Source organism: Polymorphobacter fuscus (assembly GCF_011927825.1).
Taxonomy (GTDB): domain Bacteria; phylum Pseudomonadota; class Alphaproteobacteria; order Sphingomonadales; family Sphingomonadaceae; genus Sandarakinorhabdus; species Sandarakinorhabdus fusca.
Genome location: NZ_JAATJI010000001.1, coordinates 2,160,350 through 2,182,270, shown reverse-complemented (window position 1 = coordinate 2,182,270; position 21,921 = coordinate 2,160,350). Strand labels below are relative to the sequence as shown.

Genomic DNA, 21,921 nt, shown 5'->3' with positions numbered 1-21,921 from the left:
TTAGAAGTTCAGACCGGCGCGTGCGAAAAAGGTGCGCCCGATCGGATCATAGCGACCGCCGCCGCCATAGAGGGTGGCCGGGTTATACGGCGGCTTGGTATCGAGCAGATTTTTGATACCCAGGCCAATCTCCAACCCGTTGTCGAACCGACGCGTCACCTGAACGTCGTTGTACACCATCGCGGGTATGTCGTTGTCGTCGTAAAACTCTTCGGAGACGTTCGGATCGACCTTCGCTGCGCTGATGAACTGCGTGCCGAGCGAAACCGTATAGCGTTCGGTGTCGAAGCTGGTCAGCAGGTAGCCGCGGAAGCGAGGATCGGAATAGCCGCCGGCATATTTGATGATCGAAGCCGGCTCACCGGGAACGGCCTCGATCCTGCGCTGGATGAGATAGCTGCCGTTGAACGCGAAGTTCAGCCGCCCGCTGCCCAGCGGCAGCCGGTAGTTCACACCGATATCGACGCCTTCAACCGACAGGCTCGCAGCATTGACATTCTGGGTGGAGACGAATGTGACCTTGCCGTCGGGCCCGCGCTGAACATAAGGGCAGAAAGGATTGTCGGTGGTCGGCAGATCAACGCAATAGTTCAACATCTGCAGAAGCGGGAATGTCGTGATGACATCCTTGATTTCGATATTCCAGTAATCGACCGTTATGCTCAGATCCCGGGCGAAACGGGGCTGGATGATCGTACCGAACGTATAGCTGTTCGATACTTCCGGCCGCAGATCAGGATTGCCACCGCTTTGCACGATCACATTGTCCGAATAATTGGCCAACGGGGTCGGTGCCCCCGAGGCTGCGCAGTTTGCGGCCCGCGTCGGGGTGGCATTATAGTTGACGAACAGGCAGGGGTCGCTGATCGAACCGGTGATGCCTGTGTTGACCGGGGCGAACAGTTCGCCGAAATTGGGCACGCGCACGCTGCGCGACCGGGTGCCGCGGATCGTCAGCCCTTCGACCGGCTCCCACATGGCGCCAGCCTTCCATGTGTGCGTGTCGCCGAGGTCGCGATAGTCGGAATAGCGATAGGCACCTTCGACTTCGAGCCGGCGAAAGAACGGCCTGTCGCGCAGGATCGGGACGACAAGCTCGCCATATGCTTCGGTCACCCCCAGCGAACCCTGCGCATTGGTGCTCGGGACCACGCCCTCGAAGCCGCCCGGTCGGGCGTCGCCGCTGAGAGTCTGCGGATCGCCGGTCATCGTGGCCGATTCGGTGCGACGACCCACGCCGGCAGCGAAGGACACGTCACCCGCCGGCAATTGGAAAAGCGTCCCGTTCAGGTCGGCGCCGAACAGGTTCTGGGAAATTTCGCTCCGGCCGCGGACGGTTGTGAGGATATAGTCCTGTTGCGCCTGGGTCATCGGGTCGCTGGTGAACAGATTATACGGCACGCAACCCGCCGCACGTGCCGCCGTATCGCGGCAGACCGGCTGGCCGGTCACGGGGTCGGCAATGACATCGCGGGCTGCCACCCAACGCGACGTCCGTGGGATGTTGGGCACCGTCATGTCCTGCGTGGTGCGGCCGTATTGATAATAGACTTGCCAACTGACGGAGTTTGAAATCTTGCCGCCCAAATTCTGGGACGTGGTCAGAGTCTGGCGATCTTCCCTGACTTCGATCTTGGGCCAATTCTCGTAGTAACGAGAGATGTTGGCCCGGGTCAGTCCGAACCCCGTCAACAGCGTGCGGACACTTTCTGGCATGTAGGGGTTATCGATGCGCGCCACCGCACCGCCGAAGGGGGCCGCGAAAAGGGTCCGGGAATCCTCGCGATAGAGGGAAATCTGGCCGCTCGGCTGGGTACGCCCATAGGAAAAACGGGCGCCGAATTTGACCCAGTCTGCAAGATCATAGCTGAAGTTCGCCATCCCCGCGATCGTTCGCTGGCCGAGCCTCATCGGATAATAATATTGGTAACTTCTGATCACGTCGGGATTGTTGATCCCGTTGACACGCGCGAACTCGCCGGTACTGAGCTTCTCTTTTCCCAGAAGCGGCTGCAACTGTCCCTGGAAATAGGTATAGAAAGTGTCATTATTGGGAATGTACAGGGCAGGGACATCCGAATTGTACGGAAGGTAGAACTCGTTATAGCTCAGATTGTCCGGAATCCCGTCCCGCGGTCCGGTATTCGCCGGATTTGGCCAGAATGACAGGTGGTTTCTTGAAAACGCCCGGTCGGACTGCAGAAGGGCACCCGTCTTCAGGTATGTCGCCCCGATGGTGACGGACCCCCGATCATCCGCAAATTTGCCGCCGGCCAGCAGCGATATATTTGTCTCCGGCGCATCCCCCCGCTGGGAGATGCCCTGCTGGGCGGTGATGCGGAAGCCTTGAAAATCCTTCTTGGTAATGATGTTGACGGCGCCGGTTACCGCATCGGCGCCGTAGATGGCTGCAGCGCCGCCGGTCACGACTTCCATCCGGTCAATCATCCCGGCCGGGATCATGTTGATGTCGACCTGCGATGCGGTCACGGTGCCGGACACTTGGCGCTGGCCGTCGATCAACACGAGGGTCCGGTTGGCGCCCAGGTTGCGCAGGTTCAGATAGGCGGCGCCCGCCTGGCTATCCGAACGGCCAGACGTGTAGGCACCGGTTCCTGGTGAAAGAGCGGGAACAAGCCGCAACGCATCATAGGCGTTGAGGCGGCCGAGCTTCGCCATCTCGTCAAAGTCCATCACGGTTACCGGCATGGCCGATTCAAGCTCGCGACGCGGAATGCGAGAACCGGTGACCACGATCGCGCCGGTGTCATCCGGCGCGACGGTCGGACTCGTGGCGCTTGACTGGGCGAGTTCCTGAGCATGGCCGGTCGAAACGGTCAGTGCCGAGCTTGCCAGCCCCGCAAGCAACAGTTGTTTTGAGGTACGCATTCCCTTGCCCCTTCGTGACTGGACGCTTGGCCTTGGGCCGTCGCATCCGCGTGTTCCGAGGCGGTGCATAAGGAGCGATTGTGACAAGCAAATGAACCATTCTCAGATTACGACCGCAAAAACTGAGATATCTATATCCAGTTCTGGGCAGCGATTTGCTTGCTTATGGTTGCAATCGCGATTCTCGCGGCCCGCTGGCGTGAATCCGCTTCTCTGCCAACCAGGGCAAGGCTATCGAGGCGGCATGACCAGACAGCCCCGAACCCATGGACAATATATCCAGCCGGCGGCCGCGCGGCTGCAGAGCATGGCGGCGAGCCTGCCGGCAACCAGCCGGCGAATCGCACAATTCGTGCTCGATAACGTCAGCGAGGTCGTCCATATGTCGGTGACGGAACTGGCGGAAAAGACCGAGTCTTCGGAAGGCAGCGTCGTCGGCCTTGCCAAGACGCTTGGCTATACCGGTTTTCAGCAGTTCAAGATTGCGCTGGCCCAGGACCTTGTCGCCCCCGTCCAGTTCATCCACGAGGATCTGGAGCCTGGCGATCATGCCGATACGGTGGTGCGCAAGGTCTTTGCGAGCCACATCCAGGCGTTGCAGGACACCCGCGCCAGCCTCGACATTCCCGCGCTTGTCCGGGCGGCGGAGGCCATCCGGCGCGCCCGCCGCGTCGAGGTCTATGGCATCGGCTCCGCAGCCTCGATCGCCGAGGACGCCGGCTATCGGCTCATGCGGATCGGGGTGCAGGCAAGGGTGCTGGTTGACAGCCATATTCAAGCGATCGGCGCCAGCCTGACCGGGCCGGATGTCGCGACCCTGACGATCTCGCATTCGGGATCGAGCCAGGAGACGCTCACGGCGACGCGGCTTGCACGCGAGGCCGGCGCCACGACCATCGTCGTGACAAACTACGGCAAGTCGCCCATCCTCGCCTTTGCCGACATCGTGCTGTTCACCGTGGCGCGTGAGACCAATTTCCGCACCGAGGCGATGACAAGCCGGATCGGCCAGCTTGCGGTGCTGGATGCGCTCATCGCCTGCCTCGCGCTCGAGGATTACGAGGCGTCCAGCGCGGTCCTGCGCCGGTCTTTCGAGATCCTGTCGCTCAAGCGTTATTGACCGTCTGCAAGCCGGTAACACAGGTCGGCCAGATTGGGGTGTCCGCCGTGGCGATCGGCGTGGACGATGAGCGAACGCAAACCGAGCGCCGTGGCACCGACACGGTCGGTCAGCGGATTGTCGCCGATCACGATCGTATTGCGGCGCGTCGATCCCAGCCGGTCGAGCGCGGCGACGAACAGGGTCGCAGAGGGCTTGCCGATCACATGATCGGCAGCGACGCCCGCTGCCGCCTCGACCGCCGCGAGCAACGCGCCCGTTTCCGGCACGACCAAGCCGTTGTTGCCGGGATGGGTGAGATCGGGATTGGCGGCCACCAGCACCGCGCCGCGCCGTACCTCGTTGGCGATCAGCGTGAGTTTGGCATAGGTCCAGCGCGTGTCGCGCGCCAGGACGACAACATCGGCATGGTCGACGACCGGCACGAGCCCGCGGTTCCGCGCACACCGTCGCAACACGTCCGAGGCGGCAATCAGGCAACGCGCACCCGGATATCGGCGGGCGACGAAACCGATCGTTTCCTCGCCCGCGAGGATGATCCGCTCGGCTGGAATATCGAAACCGAGCCGGCGCAACTTGGCGCTCAAGGACCGGCTGGTTTCACTCGAATTGTTCGATAGCAGCACGAACCGACCCTGGACGGCGCGGCTGAAGACATGGGCGCCCTCGGTCGCATGCCCCCCCCGCAGCAGCGTGCCATCAAGGTCGAGAATGAAATGGTCGTCCGACGCGATCGGGCCCTCGTCCCTGGCGATCCGTCCCGGCGTCGACCGCGTGACAAGTGGGTCGTTCAAAAAGACTGCGCGCGGTGCACGGCTCGGATCAAGGCTCATGAGTGGAGTGCGATAATCTCAAATATTCGATTGTGCAAATGCGGATTACATCACGAATATGTCACATCACTGCCCTAAGCGGCGGGCGGAATGGCGGGGCTCAGCCGTCGCTGCGGCAGGAGTCGATCATGCGTTTGCTTTGGGGTTTGGCGGCGCTCCTGCTGGTGTCGGCTGGCTGTGCGCAGGTCGATACGCCCGCGCAGGACGCCCTGCGTGTTGTTCTGATCCCTGCCGATGGTGGCACCGAGGATGGCACCAAAGCGGACTATCAACCGATCTTCCAGGCGGTTTCGCGCATGACCGGGCTCGGCTTCGACATCCGGGTTGGCCAGTCCTATGCGACGGTCGTCGAAGCCCTGTGCAACGGCGGCGCCGATATCGCCTTTGTCGGACCCGTCACCTATCTTCAGGCGCGCGATCGTGGCTGCGCCGAATTGCTCGCCGTCGGCGTGGAAGACAACCAGTCCACCTATTATTCGGGCATCTTCGCCAAGGCAGCATCGCCAATTCGCGTCATTGCCGACCTCAAGGGCAAGCGGGTGGCATTCGGCGACGTCAATTCCACCTCGTCCTTTGTCTATCCGATGGCGATGATTCTGGATGCGGGCCTTGATCCGGTCCGCGACCTGGGTGCGATCCGCATGACGGGCAGCCATGCCGAAAGCCTGGCGGCGCTCGTCCAAGGTCAGGCAGATGCAGCTGCGCTGTCATTCGACAGTTTCGAAAAAGCGGTGGCAGAACATGCGATCGATCCCGCAACGGTCCGCGTCGTCGCCAGGAGTCCGTCCATTCCCTATCCACCGTTGATCGTGAGCACGCGGGTCGAGGCGGGTTTGAAGGCGAAACTGCGAGAAGCCTTTGCCGGCGTGCACAAGGCACCGGGCGTAACCTCCGACATGATCCGCGGCTATGGCGGCAAGAAGATCGACCGCTATGATACAGCGTTCGCATCCGGACAGTTCGACGTCGCGGGCGTCGTCATGGCCAAGCTGGACGATGCCTTGAAGGCGGACATACTCCGCAAGGCGTCCGAGCGGTGAGCCTGCTGTTCGAGCATGTCGGCAAGCGGTACCAGGACGGCACGGTCGGGCTGGCCGATGTCAGCTTCGAGGTGCCAGCCGGCCATTTCTGCGTCATCCTCGGGCGCTCCGGGGCAGGCAAATCGACGCTTTTGCGTTGCGTGAACGGACTGGCCAGCCCCAGCAGCGGGCGGGTCGTCGTGGACGGCGTGGCCGTGACGGCGGCAACGCTTCGCCAACTTCGTCCGCGCATCGGGATGATCCACCAGTCGTTCAATCTTGCGCCGCGCGCCAGCGTCGCGACAAATGTGATCGCGGGCGCGCTTCCGGCCGTTTCGACCGGCCGCGCGTTGCTGGGATTGTTCCCCAAAGCGTTGCGCGAGACGGCATGCGCGCTGATCGCCGATGTCGGGCTTGGCGAGGAACATTTGCAGCGCCGTGTCGCGTCCTTGTCGGGCGGGCAACAGCAGCGTGTCGGCATCGCCAGGGCCTTCATGCTCGATCCCGACCATGTGCTTGCCGATGAGCCCGTTGCCAGTCTCGATCCGCAAACGAGCATCGATATCCTTGCGCTGATTCGCCGCAAAGCGAAGCAGCGCGGAGCGGCCGTGCTGTGCAGCCTGCACCAGATCGATCTGGCGATGCGCTTCGCGGACCAGATTGTGGCGTTGAGGGATGGGCAGGTCGTGTTCAACGGCACGCCCAAGGCGCTTGCCAGGCAAGGTCTTGCGCACATCTATGACCCAGGCTGGTCCGAACCATGTTCGCTGCGAGAGGCCGTCGGCGCATGACCGCAACCGACATCGCGGCTCTCGCCCGGCCTTCCGGGACCTGGCACTTCCCGAGCCCGTTCGGATGGCGCACCCTGCTTGTTGCCATCGTTGCCTTCATGGTCCTGTTTCGCACGGGCGCCGATGTCGAGATCGGGCCGGCGATTTTCGAATCCGGCAAGGGCATTGCAGCGGTCGCCGGCCTTGCCGACGATTCGCAGGTCGCGCGCGGCTTTGGCACGATTCTCGTCAGGATGTTTCCGCCGCAGCTGGCCGAAATCACCGAAATCGGACGGATTGCCGGTTTCGACCGTGACCGGCTACCCCTGTTCGCCCGCGTCGAAACGCAGACGTTGGTGGTGCAATCGCTGGATCCCGAAACCATGCGCATGGTTGCGCGGGCCACGGAGCGCGAGGTGCTTGTCGAACCCTTCGGATATCTGCGCCAGGTGGTTGCCAAGCTCATCGAAACGCTGGAAATCGCGACCTGGGGCACGCTCCTGGCGGTGCTGATCGGCGTCCCCCTCGCCATCCTTGGAGCGCGCAACCTCTCGCCTCACCCGTTGCTCGTGATTCTCAGCCGTTGCGTTGTCAGCCTGCTGCGCTCGGTACCCGAATTGATCAGCGCGCTGTTCTTCGTTCTCGCCTATGGTTTCGGTCCCGCCGCAGGCGTCCTCGCGCTGGCGCTTCATGCCGCCGGCTTCCTCGGCAAATTTTACGCGGAGGACATCGAGAATGCAGATCCCGGTCCGCAGGAGGCACTGACAGCCGTGGGAAGCAACCGGCTGAAGGTCCTGCGTTACGCCATCCTGCCACAGGTTCTGCCGCAATATGTAGCCTACACGCTCTACATTCTTGACCGCAATGTGCGGATGGCGACCGTCATAGGCCTGGTCGGCGCCGGCGGTATCGGCATGGAATTGAAGGGGCGCTATGACCTTTATCAATATGCCCATGTCGGCACGATCCTGATCGCCATCTTCGTTCTCGTATTCGCCATAGACCAGCTTTCGAGCTGGCTGCGCCGTCGTTTGATTTGACGTCGCGCGGTTCACACGGTTGGAAACAGAGCCAGGGCGGTCCTGAAAGACACCCTGGCCGGTGTCGAAGGTGCTCCGGCTGCCGAAGCGCGCCAGCGTTCCACGACCAGCTGCCCGATCTTCGATACAGCTTGTCGACCGCGCAATTCAGGCGGCGGCGACCAGCCTTGCCCGCCGCCGGTTGAAGCTGCTCGCCAGCCCCAGTGCCTCGCGATATTTGGCGACGGTGCGCCGGGCGATGTCGAAACCTTCGCCTTTCAGGATGGTCACCAGCTGGTCGTCGGACAGCGTGTCGTCGCCTTCGGCGGCGATCAGCCGGGCGATCCGGTCCTTGACCGAAAGCGCCGACGAGGCCGCGCCGCCGTCGGCGCTGCCGATCCCGCTGGTGAAGAAATAGCGCAGCTCGAACAGTCCGCGTTCGCACTGGAGATATTTGTTCGACGTCACCCGGCTGATTGTCGATTCGTGCATCTCCACGGCGTCGGCAATGGCGCGCAGCGTCAGCGGCCGCAGTTCGCTGACGCCATGTTCGAAAAAGCCGCGCTGGTGCTTGACCATTTCCGACGCGACCTTGACGATGGTGCGGGCGCGCTGGTCGAGCGCCTTCATCAGCCAGTTGGCGCTGTTGAGGCAATCGCCGACGAAATTGGTGGTGGCCTTGTCGCCGCCCTGTTCCAGCACCGCCTGATAGTCTCGATCGATGATCAGCCGCGGCAGCGTCGCCTGGTTGAGTTCGATATACCATTCGCCATCGTCGCCGCGCAGGACGAAGACATCGGCGACGACCGGCGGCGCCCGCTCCCCGCCATGGCGCAGGCCGGGCTTGGGGTCATAGCGCCGCAATTCGCGGATCATGTCGGCAACGTCCTCGCGGTCGACACGGCAGACGCGGACCAGCGCCTGCAGGTCGCCGCGCGCCACCAGGTCGAGATGATCCAGCAGCGCTGCCATCGCCGGATCGAGCCGGTCGACCTCGCGCGCCTGCAGGGCCAGGCATTCGCCAAGGCTGCGCGCGCCGACGCCGGTGGGTTCAAAGCCGTGGATCACCGACAGCACGGCTTCGACATGCGCCAGATCGACGCCGAGCCGGTCCGCGACGACGTCGAGCGTTTCGGTAAGATAGCCGGCGTCGTCGATGAGATCGATCAGATGCCGGGCGATGACGAGATCGGCCGCTTCGAACGCGGCACTGGCCTGCGCCCCGAGCACATCGGCGAGCGACGCCTCGGCATCGGCAAAGCGTTCGAAATCATTGTCCTCGCCCTCGCCGCTGCTGGCCGCGGCCCCCCAGTCGCTGAGGTCGCTGCCGCTGTCGTGGTGGAAGGCTTCCCCGGTATAGTCGATGTCGAGCGGCGCGTCGGTGGCGGAGGTTGGTGCGCCGATCAGCTGGTCGAGCCCGCCCGAGACCGGATCGACCGCTGCCGGCGCCGCTTCGGCGGGCACGTCGCCGTCCATGCGCGCATCGCTGCTGTCGTCGGTGGACAGCAGCGGGTTCCGCTCCATCTCGTCGCCGATATAGGTTTCCAGCTCGACATTGGTCAGCGTCAACAGCTTGATCGCCAGCTGCAGCTGGGGTGTCATCACCAGCTGCTGCGACTGTCGCAGCTCGAGGCGCGGCCCCAACCCCATGGCTAAAGCGCGAAATCCTCGCCCAGATAGACGCGGCGGACATTCTCGTCGGCGACCAGGGCCTGCGGCGTGCCTTCGAACAGCACCCGGCCATCGTAGATGATGCAGGCGCGATCAACGATTTCCAGCGTTTCGCGGACATTGTGGTCGGTGATCAGCACGCCGATGTCGCGATCGCGCAGCTGCACGACCAGCGCCCGGATATCGGCGATCGAAATCGGGTCGATGCCGGCAAAGGGCTCGTCGAGCAGCATGATCGACGGGTTGGCGGCCAGCGCCCGGGCAATCTCGCAGCGCCGGCGTTCACCCCCCGACAGCGCCATCGCCGGCGCGTCGCGCAACCGGGTGATGTTGAATTCGCCGAGCAGCGCCTCCAGTCGCGCGGCGCGGGCCGCCTTGTCGGGCTCGGCGACTTCCAGCACGGCGAGAATATTCTGTTCGACCGTCATGCCCCGAAAGATCGACGTTTCCTGCGGCAGGTAGCCGAGCCCCAGCACCGCCCGCCGGTACATCGGCAGGCTGGTGATGTCGTGGCCGTCGAGCAGGATGCGGCCCGAATCGGGCATCGCCAGCCCCATGATCGAATAGAAGCACGTCGTCTTGCCGGCGCCATTGGGGCCGAGCAGGCCGACGACTTCGCCGCGCCGCACCGACAGCGACACATCGCGCAGCACCACCCGCTTGTCATAGCGTTTGCCGATGCCATCGACCGACAGGCCATTGGTGACGCCGCCGGCATGTTCGATGCCTTCGGGCGGCTCGCTGCTGCGTTCGATCGTCTCACTCAACGCCATCGTTGCTCCCAACCGGCCTGCCTGCGCCAGTTGGCGCGAATATTGCATGGCAAGGCGATGGTAAAGCCTCAGGCGCGTCTTGCAAAGGCCTCGACGGCGTTTCCGGCGTGCAGCCTCCCTTCCAATGCCTTGCAATCGGGCAGGCGACCGTCGAAACGCCAAGCCGATGACGATGATGCTCCTGCTGTTCGCTGCCGGCCTCTGGGCCGGGGCGCAGAATGCCCTGGCCGGCGGCGGGTCGTTCATCACCCTGCCGGCGCTGATCGCCGCCGGGCTCGATCCCAAGCTGGCCAATATCACCTCCACGATGGCGCTGTTTCCCGGCCAGATCACCACCGGTATCGCGGGCCGGTCCCTGGTGTCGGGCACCGATCGCGTGGCATTTCGCTGGCTGGCGCTGATCAGTCTGGTGGGCGGTATCGCCGGATCGCTGCTGCTGCTCGTCACGCCGTCACGGGCCTTTGCCGTGATGGTGCCGTGGCTGGTGCTGGCGGCGACCCTGTTGTTCGCCTGGTCGACCTTCGGCAACAAGCCCAGGCTGGCGAGCCAGCCACCACCGGCCTGGGTGACGGTGGCAACGCAGAGTATCATTGCGGTCTACAGCGGCTTTTTCGGCGGCGGTGCCGGCATCGTCACGCTGGCGTCGCTGACGCTGGCGCGGATGCCGGTGCGCAACGCCGGCGGCACCAAGAATGTGCTGGTGGCGCTCAGCAACCTCGCGGCGGCGGCGGTTTTCGCCTTTTCGGGCGCCGTGGCCTGGGGCCAGGCGGCCGCGATCGGGGCCGGCTCGATCCTCGGCGGCTATCTGGGCGCGCGGGCGCTCAAGGTGCTGCCCGAACGGGTCATCAAGATCGGCGTCATCGTCATCGGCGCGGCGCTGACGGTCGGGCTTTTCCTTCGGGGTTAGCAGGCCGCCGTCGGGGCCAGCAAGGCATGGCGATCGGGCCCGTCGCGGGAGTCGGCGGGTGACCGGTGACGCCCGCCCGCCGTGTCCTGAAGGCGTCCGGGCAGCGCCGCCAGGCTCAGCAGATAGCCGATGATGCCGCTGCCGCCATAACCGATGAAGGGCGTCGGATAATTGCCGAGAATCGCGGCGACGAAGATCGCCAGCCATGTGGCTGCAAAGACGGGCAGGGCGGCATCGCCGCGGACCGCCATCGGCAGCAGCAACAAGGCAGCGCCGGTCAGCGCGCCGAGACCGACGACCGTCGAGACGGCAAATGCCGAGCCGAACGCCTGCTCGACATAGGGCGTTGGCGCCAAGGTGTCGGGCTGCAGCAGCGCGGCAGCGAAGCCTGCGGCGGCCGCGGCCAGCGCAACCAGAATGTGCCGGTCCCGCGCAGCGATGGCCATTGCAGCCATGCCGGCAAGCAGTGCGCCTGCCATCGCCCGGTCGGGTTGCAGCGCCAATGCCACGGCGGCGATGACCATGCCCCCCGTGCCCGCGGCGTCGCGCGTGCGGGCGAAGGCGGCGACCATCAGCGGCAACAGGATCAGGCTCGGCTGCAGAACGATCCCGCCGATGCTGACCCAGCGCGCGACACCGTCGATCATCGTGCCCGACAGCATCGTTGCCAGCAAGGCGGTCGCCGCCGCCAGCACCATCATGCCCGTGCCGGCAGCGTCACGGCGGTTCCGGACGATCAGCGCCAGCAACGCGAGGCCGATGACCAGCGCGGCGACGTTGATAGCCAGATACCGCATCGGCGCCACGGCGCTGGCCATGAACATCAGGCCCGCCGCGGTCCAGCCATCGAAATGCGTCATTGCCTGCGCGCTCGCCCTTTCCGTTGCCTATCGCCGCTGGCCATTCTCGTCGATCAACACCTCGCGCCGGCCGACATGGTCGGGTTTCGACACAAAGCCATCGGCTTCCATCTGCTCGATCAGCCGGGCGGCATTGTTGTAGCCGACGCGCAGCTGGCGCTGGAGATAGCTGGTCGAGGCCTTTTGCGCGGTGGCGATGATGTCGATGGCGCGGGCATAGCTGTCCGCCTCCTCGTCGCCCGAACCGCCGCCGGAACCGCCCGAGCCGCCGCGCCCGCCACCACCCGAATCGGATGGCCCGCCGTCGAGCGGTTCCTCGGTGACCGCCTCGACATAGGACGGCATGCCTTGCCGCCGCCAATGGTCGGCGACCGCCTCGACCTCGTCGTCGGACACGAACGGCCCATGGACGCGCACCACTTGCTTGCCGCCCGACATCCACAGCATGTCGCCCTTGCCGAGCAGCTGCTCGGCGCCCTGTTCGCCCAGGATGGTGCGGCTGTCGATCTTGCTCGTCACCTGGAAGCTGATCCGCGTCGGCAGGTTCGCCTTGATGACCCCGGTGATGACGTCGACCGACGGCCGCTGCGTCGCCATGATCAGGTGGATGCCCGCCGCCCGCGCCTTTTGCGCCAGCCGCTGGATGAGGAATTCGACCTCCTTGCCCGCCGTCATCATCAGGTCGGCGAGCTCGTCGACGACCACCACGATCAGCGGCATGGTTTCGAATTCGAGGATTTCCTCCTCGATGATGGGCGCTTCGGTCTCGGGGTCCCAGCCGGTCTGGACCGATCGCACGAACGGCTTGCCGCTCGCCTTGCGCTCGGTCACCTTCTGGTTGAAGTTTGCCAGGCTGCGGACGTTGATGGCGGACATCTGGCGATACCGGTCCTCCATCTGCTCGACCGCCCATTTCAGCGCGCGGATCGCCTTGGGCGGATCGGTGACCACCGGCGCCAGCAGGTGCGGAATGCCGTCATAGGTCTTCAATTCGAGCATCTTGGGATCGATCATGATCATCCGGCACTCGTTCGGCCCCAGCCGATACAGCAGCGACAGGATCATGGCGTTGAGCCCGACCGACTTGCCCGACCCGGTGGTGCCGGCGATGAGCAGGTGCGGCATCGGCGCCAGGTCGGCGATCACCGGTTCGCCGGCGATGTCCTTGCCCAGCACCAGCGGCAGCACGGCGCCGCCGTTTTCGAACGCCCGGCTGCCGAGCAGTTCCGACAGGCTGACCATTTCGCGATGCTGGTTGGGCAGTTCGATGCCGATGACATTCTTGCCCGGCACCACGGCGACGCGCGCCGACAGCGCCGACATCGACCGGGCGATATCATCGGCCAGCCCGATGACCCGCGATGCCTTGATGCCCGGCGCCGGTTCCAGTTCGTACATCGTCACGACAGGGCCGGGCCGGACCTCGCCGATGCGGCCGCGGACTCCGAAATCCTCCAGCACGCCTTCGAGCAGCCGGGCATTCTGTTCCAGGCTGGCGGCATCGACCCGGCGGGTCGGCGCCGGCGGCGCCGGCTTGAGCAGCGCGAGGCCGGGCAGGATGGCGCTGTCCCCCAGGTCGAGCGACGGCTGGCGCTCCTTCTGCTGGCGCTTGCCCGGCGCCGGGCCGCGCGGCGGTTCGATGACGACAGCGCGCGGCGCCGATGGCTGCACGTCGGGTTCCGTCGCAATCCGGCGTTCCGGCCGCGGCGCCCGCACCGGCGTCGCCACGTCATCCTCCGCCTCCGCTTCGCGGCGCTGCGGCATCAGCGCCGACAGGCCAGCGCCAAGACCGCCGATTCCGGCGAGATCGGCAAGCCCCAGCCCCGCCCCCCACAGCAACAGCGCCAGCCCCGCCGGCACCAGCAGCACCGCGAGGATCAGCGCGATCGGCACATTGGCAAGCGCTTCGATATCGCCGAGCCCGAGCACGAAAATGCCCGCGGCGGTGCCGACCAGCCCGCCGAATCCGGCCGGCGCCCCCATCGCCGGCAACGGTATGGCCCCGCCGGCGGCAGACAACAGCGCGATGGCGAGCGGCACCGCCCAGAGCGCCCGCAGCACGCGCGGTCGCCGGCCCTGCGCCACGCGAACGCCGGCGACCAGCAACGGCAGCGCCAGCGCCAGCGCCGGCCAGCCCAGCAGCTGCAGCAACAGGTCGGCGACATGCGCGCCGACGGGGCCGAGCATGTTGGTCGTCGTGCGCCCGGTCACCGTGTTGAACGACGGATCGAGCGGCGAATAGCCGAGCAGCGCCAGCACCAGCATGGCGGCCAGCGCCATCAGCGCCCCGGCCGCCAGCAGCACGGCGAAGCGGCGCAGCGCCGCCTTGACGGCCGCCACGGCCGTCGCAACCCGCCCCGAAGGCGCGCGTTGCGGCGCCGCCGGCCGCGGTGATGTTGAAGCGCGCGTCGCCATTGCCGCCCTGACCTTGCGTTCAGCGTCCCGAAATGTTCATGCTTTGACCCTGTAGTCGCAAGATGACCGACCCAAAGTCCGGGGTCAAGATTGGATGGGCCGGATTGCACGGCGGATGCCGCCAGCACAGGCTTTGTTGCGGCAGGGCGGGGCGGCGACATGGTCTTGCAAATCCTGCGCTGACGCTGCCGGACATCATGTCCGCTTTGCGCCTTGCGGCGGCACTGCTAGACGCTTGGCCATGAACGCCGATGTCATCATCATCGGGGGCGGCCTGATCGGCTCCACCCTCGCCCTCGCCCTTGCCCGCCACGAGGTGACGAGCATCGTCGTCGACACCCAGGACCTCGATGCGACGACCCTGCCGGCCTTCGATGGCCGAGCCAGCGCCGTCGCCAGCGCCTCGGCGCGGATGCTGCGGGCGCTCGGGCTGGGTACGGTGCTCGATACCGATGGTTGCGCCATCCGCGCCATTCGCGTCACCGACGGCACGGCGCCGCAGTTCCTGCACTTCGATGCGGGCGCCGCCGATGCCTCGGGCCAGGCCACGGATCCGCTGGGCATCATGCTCGAAAATCGCCTGCTGCGGATCGCCTTGCTCGATGCCGTCCGCGCCGCCCCGGAAGTGACGCTGGTTGCCCCGGCAACCGTTGCCAGCCTCGTTCGCGACGACCATGCCGCAACGCTGACGCTCGACGACGGCCGTGTCTTCACCGCGCCGCTCGCCATCGCCGCCGATGGCCGCAAGTCGAAGACCCGCGACGCCGCCGGCATCCGCCTCGCCGCCTGGCACTATCCCAATGCCGCGCTGGTCTCCATGGTCGCGCACAGCCAACCGCATGGCGAAGTCGCCTGCGAGCTCTTCTATCCCTCGGGCCCGATGGCATTGCTGCCGATGACCGATCACAGCGACGGCCGCCCGCGCTCCGCCATCGTCTGGACCGTCGACGCCGCCAATGCCGCCGGCGCCCGCAAGCTCGGCCCCAGGGCCCTTGCCGCCGAAATCGCGGCGCGTGTCGATGGCACGCTGGGCGACATCGATGTCATCGCCCCGCAAGCCGTGTGGCCGCTCGGCTATCACCACGCCGCATCCTATACGGCGCAGCGCCTGGTGCTGGTCGGCGACGCCGCCCATGGCATCCACCCCATCGCCGGCCAGGGCCTCAACATGGGATTTCGCGACGTCGCCGCGCTGGCGCAGGTCCTTGTCGAAGCCGCCCGCACCGGCCAGGACCTCGGCGCGCCCGGCGTCCTGTCACGCTATACGGCGTGGCGCCGGCTCGACAACATGATGGTCGGCGCCGTTACCGACGGCCTCAACCGCCTGTTCGCCGTCCCCGGCCGCCTTCCCGCCGCCGTCCGCCGCCTCGGCCTCGCCGGGGTCGAGCGCGTCCCGGCGCTGAAGGCCCGCTTCATGGCCGAGGCGCGGGGCGAAACCGGGACCTTGCCGGCGCTGCTGACGGGTGAACTGATCTAGCCGGCCCGCAGCAAGGAAGCCTGACCATGGCAAATGCAATCGACGACGCGCGCAGTCGCAAGGCGCGTGCGAGTTTCTGGCGCCTGATCGTCTATCTCGGCATCGCCGGTGTCGCGATGGTCGCCGCGGCGCTGTATTACCTGTCGCTTCATGGCCCGCTGACGCCCACCCTGGTGCTGACCACCAGCGTCGGCGTCTTCATCTCGATCCTGCTCGGCGGCGGGCTGATGGCGGCGGGGTTCCTCAGTTCGAACAGCGGCCATGACGAGAGCGCCGCCGGCGCGACGGCGGCAATGCCTGCGGTCGACGAATAGCTGCATCCAGCGGAGCACCGGTCGATGGATGACTTCGTCCTGGCGCGTGCGGTTCATGTGATCGCCGTTATGCTCTGGGTCGGCGGTGTCGCCTTTGTCACGCTTGCATTGATGCCGGTCATTCGCGCCGACCAGCCCCCGGCGGCGCGGATCCCTGCCTTTCATGCCATCGAACGCCGCTTTTCGGCCCAGGCCAAATTCTGGGTCCTGCTTGCCGGTGCCAGCGGCTTCTGGATGGTCTGGCGCTATGACATGTGGGGCCGCTTTGCCGAGCCACGATCATGGTGGATGCACGCCATGGTCGGACTATGGCTGGTGTTCATGATGATGTTGTTCGTGCTGGAACCGCTGGTCCTGCACCGCGCCATGGCGGCACCCGACCCGGAGGCGCGGACCTTTTCGCGGATGGAGCGCGTCCACCGCATCCTGTTGGCGCTGGCGTTGCTGACGCTGTTCGGCGCCGTTGCCGGCAGCCATGGCATGACCTGAGCGGCCGAGACGCCAGACGGCCATCGTTGCGCATCGAGGCCAAACCACCGAATGTGCCCGCAATGGCAGCGTGGAGCCGACGTCCCTGCTTGCCGCGGCCGGCAATCTGGAAAGCATGATATGGCGAAGCAGTTCCTGTCCTCGGTGTTTCTGCTGACAATCACCGCGACCGCCGCCGCCGAACCGCCGCGCGTCCGTGCAAGGGTGGTCGGCGTGGCACCGGGGATGTTGCAGCCGGGGCCGCGCAACGCCATCACCGATGTCGCCGGCGTCGCGGTCGGCCATGTCACCCGAATCGAAGGCGCCGATGTGCGCACCGGCGTGACGGCCATCCTCCCCCATGCCGGCAACCTGTTCCAGGACAAGGTGCCCGCCGGCGTCGCCGTCGCGAACGGTTTCGGCAAGCTGACCGGCACGACCCAGATCACGGAGCTCGGCGAAATCGAAACCCCCATCATTCTCACCAACACGCTTTCGGTGCCGCAAGCTGCCGACGCGCTCATCGGCTGGACTTTGGCGCAACCGGGGAACGAGAATGTCGCGTCCGTGAACCCGGTCGTCGGAGAGACCAACGACAGTCGGCTCAACAATATCCGCAGGCGTGTCATCACCAGCAAGGATGTCCTCGCCGCCATCAGCGCCGCGTCGACCGGCGCGGTAACCGAAGGCGCCGTGGGTGCCGGCACCGGCACCGTGGCCTTTGGCTGGAAAGGCGGCATCGGCACCAGTTCCCGCGTCGTTCCCGGGACGCACGGGGAATATCGGGTCGGGGTGATCGTCCAATCCAACTATGGCGGCAGCTTGCGGGTCCTGGGCACCGAGGTCGGCGATGCCCTGCGCCCGGCCGGCGCGCCGGCAAAGACGCGGCCGAGCAGTGCCGATGGTTCGATCATGATCATCGTGGCGACCGACGCCCCGCTCAGCGACCGCAATCTGAAGCGGTTGGCCGAACGCAGCTTTGCGGGGCTGGCGCGAACCGGGTCCGCCTTCTCGAACGGATCGGGTGACTATGCCATTGCCTTTTCGACGGCGCTGTCCGTCCGCCGGACGCCGCAGCGCCGCGCCGCGGCAAGTGCCACCGAGGACGTTCCCAACGACCGGATGTCGGATCTGTTTGTTGCTGCTGCCGATGCAACCGAAGAAGCCATCTACAACTCGCTTTTCATGGCAACCCCGATGACGGGGCGCGATAGCAACGGTGACGCTGTTGTCGTGGAGGCTGTCCCCATTGAGATGGTCCGGCGCCGGTTGCCGTAGAGGCCGTTCGTGACGGCCTCTACGGCAACCGACCGCTTTCCACCGGCGCATCGCGCGGCGTCGCCTCGACGTCGGCGGCGCCTTCACGCCCCTCGCGCCAGCCGCGCCGTCCAGGCATAGCCGCGCCGCGTCGACGACCAGTCGCTCGTCAGCCCTTCGGCGGCAGCGATCGCCGCCACCGCCGCCGGCAACCCGGCGCGCGGGGTCACGTCGAAGCGGTCGAGCCAGGCGAACAGGGCGCGGCGAAAGGTCGGCGGCAAACCCTCCTGCTGGCCGAAGTCGACAAGATCGAGCCGGCCCCCCGGCGCCAGCGCCCGCGCTGCCTGCGCCAGCGCCGCCTGCCAGTCGGGGATCATCGACACGGTATAGGACAGGAACACCCGGTCGAACCCCGCGCCCCCCGACAGCGCCGCCGCATCGAAGGCGGTCGCGTCGGCCTGGACCAGGTCGATCCGTTCCGAAAGGCCGGCGCGGGCGATATTGGCGCGCGCCGTCGCCAGCATCGCCGCCGAAATATCGAGCCCGGTGAACCGTGCCGCCGGAAAGGCGCGCGCCGCGACGATGAGGTTGCGCCCGGTGCCGCAGCCGACTTCCAGCACCCGCGCGCCGGGGCCGGCGTCGAGCCCGGCGATCAGCGCATCCCGCCCCAGCAGATAATATTTTCGGGTCAGGTCATAGACATGGCGCTGGCGCCGATAGATGCGGTCCATCGCGGCAGCATGGCCGAGCACTGCCGTGGTCATGCCTCGACGCGCGTGTAGAGATGCACCCCGCCATAGATCGACGCGCGATCGGCGCGGGTGAAGCCCGCCGAAGCCTCTGCCTCGTACCGCCAGCGGTCGAGCAGCGCGGACGGCACCCGGCCGGGCAACAGGCTGGGTTCGGCGGCGGTGCGGAACAGCACCCGTGCCCCCGGCCGGGCGGTGCGGCCGATCTCCGTCCACAGTTCGGTCAACTGGGCGTCGGTCATCCAGTCCTGTGCATCGAGCAGCACATAGCGGTCGCAGCTCGTCGCTGGCTGGCTGCGCAAGAAGGCGGCGAAATTGGCGTGGCGATAATCGATCCGGTCGATGCGATCGACAACCGCCGCATGATGGTGCGGCTGCAGATAGGGGGGCAGCGGCGCGTCGGGAGCCGTGCCATATCCGCGGCCAAAGGCCTGCCAGGCGAAGTAATTGTCGGCGATGGCGAAGTCGCAGGACAGTTTCTCGAGCCTGGCGCGGAGCACGCTCGCCATGTCGGGTGCGTCGCCGAGCAGCGCCTGATATTGCGCCGGCGGGATGCCGAGGCCGAACAGCGCCGCCGGATTGCCGGTCAGCCAGCGCACGAATTTCTTGTCGAACAGCGGCGCAAAGCGCGTGTCGAAAATCCGGCGCTGTTCGGCGCGCGAGGTCGCCGCCAGGATTTCCCGCGTGTCGATGCCATAGGCGCGCGCCAGAAGTTGCCCGGTGATGATGAAGCTGCCCAGCAAGCCGCGCCGGTAGAAATTCCGGGCAAAGCCGCCGATGCGCCGCCGCCCGATCGGGTCCCGCCCTTCCCAATAGGCGCGCGACGCCGGGTCGAGATGCGGTGCGACATGGGTTTCGTAGGCGGTGATATTCGTGGGGCAGTCGGCGCGCGCGAAGAAGCGGTGGAAGCTCGCCTGGTCGGGCAAGTGCCGGGCAGCGGCGATCTTCAGGCGGCCGAGCGCGACATGGGCGGCGTTGAGATCGACCGCCGTGATCCGCGCCGGATCGGCGGTGAGGTACGACAGGACATTGCAGCCGCCGCTGGCGATGGTGACCAGGTGCATTCCCGGCCCCAGATCGAGCGCCGCCAGGTCGACCGCGGGGTCTTCCCAGATCTGCGCATAGACGAGGCCGCGAAAGGCGAAGGTGAACAACCGCTCGAGAATGCCCTGCCGGGTGAATTCGTCATGCTGGTGGACAGCATCGCGGACGGCAGCGTTGGGGGCAGCGTAAGGGGGCCCCGCAACAGCGATGTCCATATCTTGTGCCTTTCCGCGCTTTTGACTTCTTTAGGACGCCCGCGTGACGCACATGTGACAGTGATCGCGGCAGAGACCCCCGCCGCCGGCAGGATCCGCGGAGCGATGCGCACCGCTACGGCAGCCTTCGGAAATGCCGGGGAGGAGCAGGAAAAACGCGAATCCGGTCGACGCCGCCATTGCATGCAGGATGCGCCGATATCATCGCCGGCCAGACAACGCGCCGCGAAAACACCTGCACCAACCCGAGAAACGGGGGGGCCGGGACCGATGGTCGCAGCCTCAGTCCTCGACCGGCGCAAATTCCCGCGCCGCTTCGATCAGCAATATCGGCACGCCGTCGCGGATCGGATAGGCGAGGCCGGCGCGGTCGGCGACCAGTTCCTGCGCGGCCTCGTCATAGCGCAACGGCGTCCGCGTTATCGGGCAGACGAGCAGTGCCAGCAGCTGCGGGTCGAGCGTCATTGCCCGATCCTCATTGGAGCGTCGGCCGGTCGCTGCCGCCGCCATGGCCCTGGGCGAAGGTCATCAGCGCGGTCAACGTGGCGGCGCGTTCGGGCAGGTCCTCGGCTTCCAGCAGCGCCTGTTTTTCGGCCGGGTCGAAGGGGCAGACGCTGGCGAGGGTGGTGACCAGCGATTCGTCGTCGGCGGACTTGACCGCTTCCCAGTCGGCGCTCAGCCCCTGGGCGTCGAGATAGGCGCGCAGCACTTCTTCCAGCCCGGCGCGCGCCATGGCGGTCAGCGGGTCGGGGTCGGCGCGATCGTCCTGGAAATCGTGATAATCGGCCATGACCTGGCGATAGAGGGTGGTGCGGTCGAGCTCGGCGGCGATGCGGAAGCGGGTGATCCCGGTCAGCGCGATCAGGATCCGGCCATCGTCGGTTTCGCGATAGTCGCCGATGCGGCCGATGCAGCCGACGTCGTACAGCGGCGGCGGTTCGCCGTTCATCCGCGGCTGGATGATGCCGATCATCCGGTTGGCGGCGCCGTTCGCGGCCATCGCATCGCGGACCATGGCAAGATAGCGCGGTTCGAAGATGTTGAGCGGCAGCATGCCGCGCGGCAGCAGCAGTGCGCCGGTCAACGGGAAGACCGGGATGGCGACAGGCAGCGGCTCGGCACTGCTCATGCGAACAGGATCGATCGCAAGCGGGCGCGGACCTTGATGCTCCACGGGTCGCCAAGGCCGACGGCTTCGAACATCTTCAGCAACTTGGCCTGGGCAGCGCCTTCGTTCCAGCTCCGGTCGGCCGTAACGATGGCGAGCAGCGCGTCGGCGGCGGCGTCATTGTCGCCGCGCGCGATCAGCCCGGCGGCGAGTTCGAAGCGCACTGCATGGTCGTCGGGCGCGGCGGCGACGGCGGCCTGCAACGCGGCAAGGTCGTCGACCGGAACAGCCTCGCTGGCCAGCGCCACGGCGGCACGGGCGCGGATCACCTCGGCGTCCTTCGAATCGGCGGGAACGGCGGCGAGCGCGGCGGCGGCGGCGGGCGCGTCACCGGCCGCGATCAGCGCCAGTGCATATTTGGCGGCTAGCGATTCGCGATCGGGAAGTTCGGCGGCAAGCGCGCCGAACATCGTCAGCGCATCGGCATGGTTGCCGGCGGCGCTGGCGCCTTCGGCGGCCGCGATCAGCGCGGCGATCTCGGCCTCGGCATCGGCTTCACCCGCCGGCAGCGGTGCCGCGGCGAGCAGGCGATCGATGAAGGCATTCAGTTCTCGCTCGCCGAGCGCGCCCTGGAAGCCATCGACCGGCTGGCCATCGAGAAAGGCATAGACGGTCGGGATCGACTGGATGCGGAACTGCGACGCCAAAGTCTGGTTCTTGTCGACATCGATCTTGACCAGCTTGACCCGCGGCGCGTGCGCGGCGGTGACCTTTTCGAGCAGCGGCGTCAGCGTCTTGCACGGCCCGCACCATTCCGCCCAGAAGTCGACGAGCACCAGGGCGTCGCGCGACGCTTCGATGGCATCCTGGCGGAATGCCTCGATGCTGGCTTTTTCAGTGGCGGCGGTGGCAAGGCTGGCCAAGGGACTGTTCCTGTGTCTGCGATCGCTTCCATATGGGGCTCTGGCCGGCAATTTGCCAACCCCGTCGCGGTGCCGCAGCGCATGTTGCCC

Annotated in this window: 20 protein-coding genes; 9 read left to right on the top strand and 11 right to left on the bottom strand. The window is 66.3% G+C overall.

What is annotated here, in order from left to right; translation table 11 throughout:
• Positions 1 to 2,889, bottom strand: a complete 2,889-nt coding sequence (locus GGQ62_RS10360; protein WP_167649575.1) for a TonB-dependent receptor plug domain-containing protein — start codon at positions 2,887 to 2,889, stop codon at positions 1 to 3.
• Between the two features lie 244 nt (positions 2,890 to 3,133).
• Between GGQ62_RS10360 and GGQ62_RS10355 the strand changes: the two genes are divergently transcribed.
• Positions 3,134 to 4,009: a MurR/RpiR family transcriptional regulator gene (locus GGQ62_RS10355; protein ID WP_152577386.1), complete on the top strand. Its 876-nt coding sequence runs from the start codon at positions 3,134 to 3,136 to the stop codon at positions 4,007 to 4,009.
• Here the strand turns inward: GGQ62_RS10355 and GGQ62_RS10350 are convergent.
• Positions 4,003 to 4,842, bottom strand: a complete 840-nt coding sequence (locus tag GGQ62_RS10350) for an HAD-IIA family hydrolase (RefSeq protein ID WP_152577387.1) — start codon at positions 4,840 to 4,842, stop codon at positions 4,003 to 4,005. The genes GGQ62_RS10355 and GGQ62_RS10350 overlap by 7 nt on opposite strands.
• A gap of 2 nt (positions 4,843 to 4,844) precedes the next feature.
• On the opposite strand from GGQ62_RS10350, the gene GGQ62_RS10345 reads away from it, so the two are divergent.
• The 3 genes from GGQ62_RS10345 to phnE are packed head-to-tail and all read left to right on the top strand — an operon-like array spanning position 4,845 to position 7,671.
• Positions 4,845 to 5,882 carry a phosphate/phosphite/phosphonate ABC transporter substrate-binding protein gene (locus GGQ62_RS10345; protein ID WP_207790486.1) on the top strand — a complete coding sequence of 346 codons (1,038 nt, stop codon included), beginning with the start codon at positions 4,845 to 4,847 and terminating at the stop codon, positions 5,880 to 5,882.
• Complete coding sequence (locus GGQ62_RS10340; protein WP_152577388.1) at positions 5,879 to 6,652, top strand: phosphonate ABC transporter ATP-binding protein; 774 nt, start codon at positions 5,879 to 5,881, stop codon at positions 6,650 to 6,652. The genes GGQ62_RS10345 and GGQ62_RS10340 overlap by 4 nt, the downstream gene beginning before the upstream one ends.
• Positions 6,649 to 7,671, top strand: coding sequence for a phosphonate ABC transporter, permease protein PhnE (gene phnE, locus GGQ62_RS10335; RefSeq protein WP_152577389.1), 1,023 nt, complete (start codon positions 6,649 to 6,651; stop codon positions 7,669 to 7,671). The genes GGQ62_RS10340 and phnE overlap by 4 nt, the downstream gene beginning before the upstream one ends.
• A 147-nt stretch (positions 7,672 to 7,818) precedes the next feature.
• Here the strand turns inward: phnE and rpoN are convergent, their stop codons facing one another.
• Together rpoN and lptB are read right to left on the bottom strand one after the other, a co-directional pair.
• A complete protein-coding gene (gene rpoN, locus GGQ62_RS10330) occupies positions 7,819 to 9,300 on the bottom strand; it encodes an RNA polymerase factor sigma-54 (RefSeq protein ID WP_152577390.1) in 1,482 nt (493 codons plus the stop codon).
• A 2-nt stretch (positions 9,301 to 9,302) separates the two neighbouring features.
• A complete protein-coding gene (gene lptB, locus GGQ62_RS10325) occupies positions 9,303 to 10,094 on the bottom strand; it encodes an LPS export ABC transporter ATP-binding protein (RefSeq protein WP_152577736.1) in 792 nt (263 codons plus the stop codon).
• A 166-nt stretch (positions 10,095 to 10,260) separates the two neighbouring features.
• On the opposite strand from lptB, the gene GGQ62_RS10320 reads away from it, so the two are divergent.
• Positions 10,261 to 11,001 carry a sulfite exporter TauE/SafE family protein gene (locus tag GGQ62_RS10320; protein ID WP_207790487.1) on the top strand — a complete coding sequence of 247 codons (741 nt, stop codon included), beginning with the start codon at positions 10,261 to 10,263 and terminating at the stop codon, positions 10,999 to 11,001.
• Here the strand turns inward: GGQ62_RS10320 and GGQ62_RS10315 are convergent.
• Positions 10,998 to 11,861, bottom strand: coding sequence for a hypothetical protein (locus tag GGQ62_RS10315; protein ID WP_243446087.1), 864 nt, complete (start codon positions 11,859 to 11,861; stop codon positions 10,998 to 11,000). The genes GGQ62_RS10320 and GGQ62_RS10315 overlap by 4 nt on opposite strands.
• A 27-nt stretch (positions 11,862 to 11,888) precedes the next feature.
• Entirely contained in the window at positions 11,889 to 14,276 is a 2,388-nt protein-coding gene (locus GGQ62_RS10310) for an FtsK/SpoIIIE family DNA translocase (RefSeq protein WP_152577391.1), read from the bottom strand.
• A 241-nt stretch (positions 14,277 to 14,517) separates the two neighbouring features.
• Here GGQ62_RS10310 and GGQ62_RS10305 point away from each other — a divergent pair, with 241 nt between their 5' ends.
• The 4 genes from GGQ62_RS10305 (at position 14,518) to GGQ62_RS10290 (ending at position 17,813) form a co-directional block, all read left to right on the top strand.
• Positions 14,518 to 15,753, top strand: a complete 1,236-nt coding sequence (locus GGQ62_RS10305; RefSeq protein WP_152577392.1) for an FAD-dependent monooxygenase — start codon at positions 14,518 to 14,520, stop codon at positions 15,751 to 15,753.
• Between the two features lie 26 nt (positions 15,754 to 15,779).
• Positions 15,780 to 16,067, top strand: coding sequence for a hypothetical protein (locus tag GGQ62_RS10300; RefSeq protein WP_152577393.1), 288 nt, complete (start codon positions 15,780 to 15,782; stop codon positions 16,065 to 16,067).
• Positions 16,068 to 16,091: 24 nt separating this feature from the next.
• Positions 16,092 to 16,556 carry a hypothetical protein gene (locus GGQ62_RS10295; protein ID WP_152577394.1) on the top strand — a complete coding sequence of 155 codons (465 nt, stop codon included), beginning with the start codon at positions 16,092 to 16,094 and terminating at the stop codon, positions 16,554 to 16,556.
• Between the two features lie 120 nt (positions 16,557 to 16,676).
• Complete coding sequence (locus tag GGQ62_RS10290; RefSeq protein ID WP_152577395.1) at positions 16,677 to 17,813, top strand: DmpA family aminopeptidase; 1,137 nt, start codon at positions 16,677 to 16,679, stop codon at positions 17,811 to 17,813.
• An 83-nt stretch (positions 17,814 to 17,896) separates the two neighbouring features.
• Here the strand turns inward: GGQ62_RS10290 and GGQ62_RS10285 are convergent, their stop codons facing one another.
• The 5 genes from GGQ62_RS10285 to trxA form a co-directional block, all read right to left on the bottom strand.
• Positions 17,897 to 18,556, bottom strand: coding sequence for a class I SAM-dependent methyltransferase (locus GGQ62_RS10285; RefSeq protein ID WP_167649573.1), 660 nt, complete (start codon positions 18,554 to 18,556; stop codon positions 17,897 to 17,899).
• Complete coding sequence (locus tag GGQ62_RS10280) at positions 18,553 to 19,800, bottom strand: BtaA family protein (RefSeq protein ID WP_152577396.1); 1,248 nt, start codon at positions 19,798 to 19,800, stop codon at positions 18,553 to 18,555. The genes GGQ62_RS10285 and GGQ62_RS10280 overlap by 4 nt, the downstream gene beginning before the upstream one ends.
• 282 nt (positions 19,801 to 20,082) lie before the next feature.
• On the bottom strand, positions 20,083 to 20,265 hold the full coding sequence (locus GGQ62_RS10275) for a Trm112 family protein (protein ID WP_152577397.1): 183 nt from the start codon (positions 20,263 to 20,265) through the stop codon (positions 20,083 to 20,085).
• Between the two features lie 10 nt (positions 20,266 to 20,275).
• Positions 20,276 to 20,929, bottom strand: a complete 654-nt coding sequence (locus GGQ62_RS10270) for an LON peptidase substrate-binding domain-containing protein (protein WP_152577398.1) — start codon at positions 20,927 to 20,929, stop codon at positions 20,276 to 20,278.
• Complete coding sequence (trxA, locus tag GGQ62_RS10265; protein ID WP_152577399.1) at positions 20,926 to 21,831, bottom strand: thioredoxin; 906 nt, start codon at positions 21,829 to 21,831, stop codon at positions 20,926 to 20,928. Before trxA ends, GGQ62_RS10270 begins: the two co-directional genes overlap by 4 nt.
• Positions 21,832 to 21,921 lie beyond the last annotated feature (90 nt).